The following is a 6,258-nucleotide window of genomic DNA, read 5'->3' as shown; positions in this document are numbered from 1 at the left end:
AGTTGCCGGGAGACCAGGTGCGTCAGCTGCGGCAGCAGCGCCGAGGCCCAGCCGTCGGGCACGTCGGAGCGCAGCAGGCCCTCGTCGGTGGCGCGTCGGAGGAAGGCGTCGACCTCGTCGACGCTGGCGTCCCGCCGCGCGCGGACGGCATCGTCGGCGAGCATCCGCGTCAGGTCGACCGGCCAGGTGCGGTTCACCGTGATGATGTTCTCGACGTAGCGGTGCAGGGCGACGGTCACGGGCGCCTCGCGGAGCCGGGCGTCGGAGATGGCGTGCTCGATGGCGGTCAGCCGGGATTCGTAGATGGCCGCGAGGAGGTCCTCGCGGGAGGCGAACCGCCGGTAGACGGTCCGCCGGTCGACCCCTGCCGCGGTGGCGATGCCGGCGATGCTCGCACCCGGATCGGTGGCGAGCATGCGGGCTCCGGTCGTCAGGACGGCTTCCAGATTGCGTGCTGCGTCGGCTCTCACCCTCCTGAGTGTAGCGGCGCTTCTGTGGAGTCTGCGTCTTTTATTGCCTCAGTGAAGTAGATGTCTCCTCTATAAGTGCTACAGTAGAGTGACAGTTAATCGGAGGTGTCATCGGTTGCGGCTCGACCGCCGCGCCGTGTCCGGCACCCCGCCCGCCACTTCGCAGAAAGGGCATGTCCGATGCCGAAGGCACAGCAGTCCGCATCCCCGTCAGGGGGTGTCCTCGCCGCCATGAGCGCGCTGATCCTGGCCGTTCTCCTGGCGGCTCTGGACCAGACGATCGTCTCCACCGCGCTGCCGCGGATAGCGGAGGACCTCAACGGGTTCGACGACATCGCGTGGGTGAGCGCCGCCTATCTCCTGGCGTCGACGGCCGTCACGCCGCTGTGGGGCAAGCTCGGCGACATGTTCGGCCGCAAGTCCCTCTACCTGGCGTCGACCTCGATCTTCCTCATCGCGTCGGTGGCCTGCGGGCTGGCGCAGGACCTGCCGGAACTCATCGGCGCCCGCGTGCTGCAGGGCATGGGCGGCGGCGGCATGATCGTGCTCACCTTCGCCCTGGTCGGCGACATCGTCCGCCCGGGTGAACGCGGCCGCTACCAGGGCATGTTCGGCTCGGTCTACGGCGTCGCCAGCATCGTCGGCCCGCTGCTGGGCGGTGTCTTCACCGACCAGCTCTCCTGGCGCTGGGCCTTCCTGGTCAACCTGCCGGTCGGCGCCGTTGCCCTGGTCATCGCGGCCCGGGCGCTGCCCGCCGCCACCCGGCGGACCGCGGCACGCATCGACTACCTGGGATCCCTCCTGCTGGCCGCGATCGCCACCGGGCTGGTGCTCGTCACCTCGTTCGGGGAGCGCTGGGGCTGGACCTCGCCGTCCATCGCCGGTCTGATCGCCGCCACCGTCCTGCTGGCCGCGCTGCTGGTACCCGTCGAGCGCCGGGCCGCCGCACCGGTGCTGCCGCCGGCCGTCTTCGCCTCCCGGACCGTGGTCTTCTCCTCGCTGATCGGCTTCGCCGCCAACGCGGCCATGTTCGCGGTCCTGGTCTACCTGCCGACCTATCTGCAGATCGTCCGCGGGGTCTCGGCCACCCTCTCCGGCTTCTTCATGCTGCCGCTGGTGGCCGGTCTGGTGATGAGCCAGACCCTCGCCGGCCGCTGGGCGGCCCGCGCGGCCCTGCTGCGGCGGATCCTGCTCGCGGGCCTGCTCGCCAACCTGGCGGGACTGCTGCTGCTCGGCACCATCGGCGGCGGCACCGGCACCCTCGTCCTGAGCGGATACTTCCTCGTCACCGGGCTCGGCATCGGCATGGTGCCCATGGTCGTCATGACCACCGTCCAGAACAGCGTCCCCACCGCCGACCTCGGTGCCGCCAGCGCGGTGGTCACCTTCGCCCGCTCCATCGGCGCGGCCTTCGGCGTCGCCGTCTTCGGAGCCCTCCTCAACGCGGGCTTCGCCCACCGCACCCGGAGCCTGCCGGTCACGGGCGGCTTCGACCCGGCCCGCCCCGGCACCATCGCCCAGCTCCCCGCCGGGCTGCGCGACACCGCGCGGGACGCGTTCGCCCACGCCACGGCCGCCGGGTACCTCTGGGTCGCGCCCGCCCTCGTCGCCGGCACGCTGCTCGCGGTGTTCCTCAAGCCGGCCCGCACCCAGGGGCGCGCCGCCGAGCACCAGCCGCCTTCGGTCGTCCGGCCCCCGCAGGCCGCCGACGCCGGCTCCGAGGAGTCACTGCCCGCCGCGTGACCGATCGTGACGACCACGCTCGCTGCCGCCGACGCGGCACGGCCGGCCGGACCTGGGAATCGGGTCCGGCCGGCCGTTCCGCGTCGTGCCGCGCCGGGGCGTCGGCGGCCTCATGTGTGACGGGCCCGACGTCTCGCTGGCGTGCCTCTTCAGAGTCGAAGTGCTACAGTAGAGTGACAGTTAAGGAAACACGTGAGTGCAGTGGAAGTGAGAAGCGCGTGATCATCTACGACCGGCTCTTCATCGGAGGCTCCTGGACCGCCCCCAGCTCCGACGACCTGCTCGACATCCTCTCGCCGCACGACAACGCGGTGATCGGCCGGGCGGCCCAGGCGCGGGCCGCCGACGTCGACCGCGCGGTGGCCGCGGCGCGCGGGTCCTTCGAGTCGGGCGTGTGGCGTCAGACCCCGCCGGAGGAGCGGATCGCGGTCCTGCGCAGGTTCAACGCGCTGCGCGAGGAGCAGGCCGGCAAGGTCGCGGAGCTGATCTCGCTGGAGAACGGTTCCGCGGGCTGGTTCACCCGCGCGGGCCAGCCCGGGCTGACCCGCCAGGCGAACGCCTACCTCAAGGCCGCGGAGGAGTTCGGCTGGGAGGAGACGCTGGTCCCCTCCGACCCGGCGTCCCCGGTGCGCAGTGTCGTGCGCCGTGAGGCGGTGGGCGTCGTGGCCGCTGTGATCCCGTGGAACTCGCCGTTCTCGTCGGCGACTTCGAAGATCATCCCCGCCCTGCTCGCGGGCAACTCGGTGGTCCTCAAGGTGTCCCCGGAGAACTCCCTGAGCATGGGCTTCCTCGCCGAACTGCTGGAGCGGGTGGGCCTGCCCGAGGGCGTGGTGAGCGTGCTGCCCGCGGACCGGGAGACCAGTGAGTACCTGGTGTCGCACCCGGAGGTCGACAAGATCGCCTTCACCGGCTCGACGCGCGCCGGCCGCCGTATCGCGTCCCTGGCGGGCGAGCAGCTCAAGCGGGTCAGTCTGGAGCTCGGCGGCAAGTCCGCCGCAGTGATCCTGCCGGACGCCGACGTCGCACAGGCCGTCGCCGGCCTGAAGTTCGGCTCCCTGCTCAACAACGGCGAGTCGTGCATCGCCCAGACCCGGATCCTGGCCCCGCGCGGCCGTTACGAGGAGGTCGTGGCTGCGCTCAAGGGACTCGTGGAGTCCCTCAAGGTGGGCGACCCCAACGATCCGGACACCTTCATCGGCCCGATGATCCGCCCCGACCAGCAGGAGCGGGTGCGCGACTACATCCGGATCGGCATCGAGGAGGGCGCCCGTCTGGTCACCGGCGGTCCGCAGATCCCCGAGGGCCTGGAGAAGGGGAACTACGTCACCCCCACGGTGTTCGCCGATGTCGACAACTCCATGCGGATCGCGCAGGAGGAGATATTCGGCCCGGTCCTGGTCGTCATCGCGTACGACGACGAGGACGACGCCGTCCGGATCGCCAACGACTCCGAGTACGGCCTGTCCGGCGGTGTCTGGTCGTCCGACCCCGAGCACGCGCTGGACGTCGCCCGCCGTATCCGGACCGGGACCGTGACGGTCAACGGGGCCTCGGTGGCCTTCGACGGCCCGTTCGGCGGCTTCAAGGCCAGCGGGATCGGCCGGGAGTACGGGGCGGTCGGCCTCGGCACGTACACCGAGTACAAGACGGTCACGCTCTGAGTGCGCGGGCCCACTGGCGGCCGTTGCGCGAGGTGACCTCCGTCACCGTCTTGACTGGTGACGCCGGAAGGTGCACTCTGAGGTCAGTCAGGGCCAGAGGGAGAACGTGGCCCAGGATCGGCGAAGTGGAGAACGGTCATGAGCAGCGAACTCGCGAAGGACGCGGACGCGGCGATACGGCACGCGCGGTTCGGCAGCCTCCCCGAACCGATCCGGTTCGAGGACATGACCCAGGAGGTCCCGGCCGGGCCGAGCAGCGTGGTGAACGCGGCGTACGACCCGGAGGGCTCGTGGCAGCACTACTCCTGCCTGGCCATGGACCTCGGCCTGTAACTCCCGTCAGCTCTCCCACCGGGGGGCGCCGGCCCGACGCGGCCGGCGCCCCCGGTGGCGTTTCAGGAGGTCCGGGCGCCGGACGCGTCCGGTGTGGGTGGTGGGCGGCAGACTGGTCGGCATGGCGCAGACAGACGTGGCCGGCCGGGCGCCGGCGGTGCGGACGCTGGACGGGGTCGTCGACGGACTGGCCGACGGCGTGTCGCCGTCGCGGGCCCGGCAGTTGCGGATGGTCGCCGCGATGTGGGGACGGGCCCTGGAGCACTGGCCGGACGGGGTGACGCCGCCGGCGCGGTCCGGTGAGCTGTTCGGCGACGAGGCGCTGCGGACGTTCTGGCGACTGGCCACGACGGGCCGGCTGTGGATGCGGGAACGCGACGTCGGCAAGGCGCCGTCGGGCGCGACGCTGCGGATCGTGCGGGACTGTCTGGGCATCCTGGCCGCGGAGGTGTGCCCGGGTGAGGCCGTGTGGCTGCCGACGGTGGCCCAGCCGGAGCCCAAGGCCGTGGTGCCCCCGGCTCAACTGCCCGTGCTGTACCGCAAGCTGGCCGACATGGCGTCGGACGCGCCGGTGGAACGCGGCGGGATCGCCTTGTCCAAGGAGGACCGGGTGCGGCTGCTGGCCCTGGTGGCCGTGGTGCTGGACACCGGCGCGCGCTCCTCCGAGCTGGCGGCGATGCGGCTGGACGACCTGGGGGCGGGGGAGGGGACGGTGTGGGTGCGCCGCAGCCCGCAGAACGCCTCGGACCTGCCGCAGCGGGTGGTCGCCGGGCAGGCCGGCGTGGGCGAGGACGTGGTGCACCGGGTGATGACCGGGCGCGGGGGCGTCGCGCCGGGCTCGCGGGCGAAGGTGCTGGCCGCGCTGGAGCGGCTCGGCGAGGGCGGACCGGCGGTGGAGCGGTACGCGCTGCGGCCCGGCACCGCGGTGGCGCTGCGGCAGTGGCTGCGGGTGCGTGCCGGTCTGGTCGCCCGCCTGCAGGGCACGCAGTCGGCGTTGTGGGTGTCGCTGAAGGCCAACCAGTGGCAGGGGGAGCCCGGTTTCGCGCTGCGGCCGCAGGGGATCCGCAAGGCGTACACACGGGGCGCGGTCGCGCTGAACGGCCTGATGGCCGGGCGTTACGGGTGGTCGCCGCTGCCGACGACGCTGGAGCAGCTGCGCCGCACGGTCGACGTGGAGCCGGATCGTCCAGCGCCGCACGGCGGTGGGACGGCGTAGCGCCGGCGACGCCGCCACAGGACGGCGCCGCCGGAGGCGGGCTTCCGCGGCCTCCGGCGGCCGGAGCCGCGGCCCGGGCGGCGAGCTCGGCCAGCACGGTCCGGGCGGCGGCCGCGGCCGAGGCAGGGGCTCTGGCCGGTGACGAGCTTCCCGTCGCCGCCGACGTGCGAGGACCACGCCGGTGCCGGCGCGAAGCGCGCACCGGCCGGGGGCTTCGGCGCGCTGCCGGCCGCCGCGGCCGACCTCGCGGCGCGCGGCGGCCGGGCCCGGCTGAAGAGGTGCAAGGACCCGTCCTGCCACACCGGCATGTTCGACAAGACCCGCAACTCGTCGGATCTGCAGTGCAGTTCCGCGTGCGGCACCCGGATGGCCGCCCGCGCCTGCCGCAGCCGCGACAAGAGCTCCTCGTGGACGCGGCGTGCGACGGCCCGGTGGCGTTCCGCATACCTGCGGCGGTGCTCAGGCCTGGGCGAGCAGCGGGTCGTACGGGGTGGAGCGGCGCCGGCCTGACATGAAGGACAGGAAGTCGCTGACGAAGGCGCTGCGGCCGCAGACGGGCCCGGCGCCCGCGGTCTCGCGGTGGAACGCGGTCCGGAACAGCGCCTGGTACTCGTCGGCGTCGATCTCCTGGTTGCCGTCCTTGTCGGTGGCGTCGAAGAGGACCTCGGCGACCTTGATCAGCGCGGGGCCGGCCAGGAAAGGGACGGCGGCGGCGTACTCGCGGGCGCTGACGCGGCCGTCGCCGTCGGTGTCGAGGGCGGTCTGCAGTTCACGCCACCAGTCGGCGAAGGCGTTGTAGAGCCGGGTCTCCTCGGGTTCGTCCAGGTCGAGGCGG

The 6,258-nt window shown here is 72.8% G+C and carries 7 protein-coding genes; 5 read left to right on the top strand and 2 right to left on the bottom strand.

All coding sequences use genetic code 11. The annotated features are described in order from the left end of the window. The coding region (locus tag K7862_RS36780) for a TetR/AcrR family transcriptional regulator (protein WP_222970107.1) at window positions 1-416 on the bottom strand (416 nt) is incomplete at its 3' end. 159 nt (window positions 417-575) lie between these two features. On the opposite strand from K7862_RS36780, the gene K7862_RS36775 reads away from it, so the two are divergent. The 5 genes from K7862_RS36775 to K7862_RS38580 all read left to right on the top strand — a co-directional run bounded on the left by K7862_RS36775 (window position 576) and on the right by K7862_RS38580 (window position 5,933). Then, entirely contained in the window at window positions 576-2,213 is a 1,638-nt protein-coding gene (locus K7862_RS36775; RefSeq protein WP_308012381.1) for an MDR family MFS transporter, read from the top strand. Between the two features lie 218 nt (window positions 2,214-2,431). Continuing rightward, window positions 2,432-3,874, top strand: a complete 1,443-nt coding sequence (locus K7862_RS36770) for an aldehyde dehydrogenase (protein ID WP_222970102.1) — start codon at window positions 2,432-2,434, stop codon at window positions 3,872-3,874. Between the two features lie 138 nt (window positions 3,875-4,012). Next, window positions 4,013-4,207, top strand: a complete 195-nt coding sequence (locus tag K7862_RS36765) for a hypothetical protein (protein WP_222970100.1) — start codon at window positions 4,013-4,015, stop codon at window positions 4,205-4,207. A 121-nt stretch (window positions 4,208-4,328) separates the two neighbouring features. Beyond that, window positions 4,329-5,423 carry a hypothetical protein gene (locus K7862_RS36760; protein WP_222970098.1) on the top strand — a complete coding sequence of 365 codons (1,095 nt, stop codon included), beginning with the start codon at window positions 4,329-4,331 and terminating at the stop codon, window positions 5,421-5,423. 138 nt (window positions 5,424-5,561) lie between these two features. Beyond that, the gene (locus tag K7862_RS38580; RefSeq protein ID WP_222970096.1) at window positions 5,562-5,933 is read left to right on the top strand and encodes a CGNR zinc finger domain-containing protein; all 372 of its coding nucleotides are present in this window, start codon (window positions 5,562-5,564) and stop codon (window positions 5,931-5,933) included. On the opposite strand, the gene K7862_RS36750 is transcribed toward K7862_RS38580, so the two are convergent. Then, window positions 5,883-6,258 (bottom strand): EF-hand domain-containing protein (locus tag K7862_RS36750; RefSeq protein ID WP_372461732.1); only part of this gene is annotated, 376 nt, incomplete at its 5' end. The genes K7862_RS38580 and K7862_RS36750 overlap by 51 nt on opposite strands.

It is taken from the genome of Actinacidiphila acidipaludis (genome assembly GCF_019890725.1).
In the GTDB taxonomy this organism is placed as follows: Bacteria; Actinomycetota; Actinomycetes; order Streptomycetales; family Streptomycetaceae; genus Actinacidiphila; species Actinacidiphila acidipaludis.
Note: the sequence above shows the minus strand (reverse complement) of the source record. Positions and strands in the feature narration are given on the sequence as shown.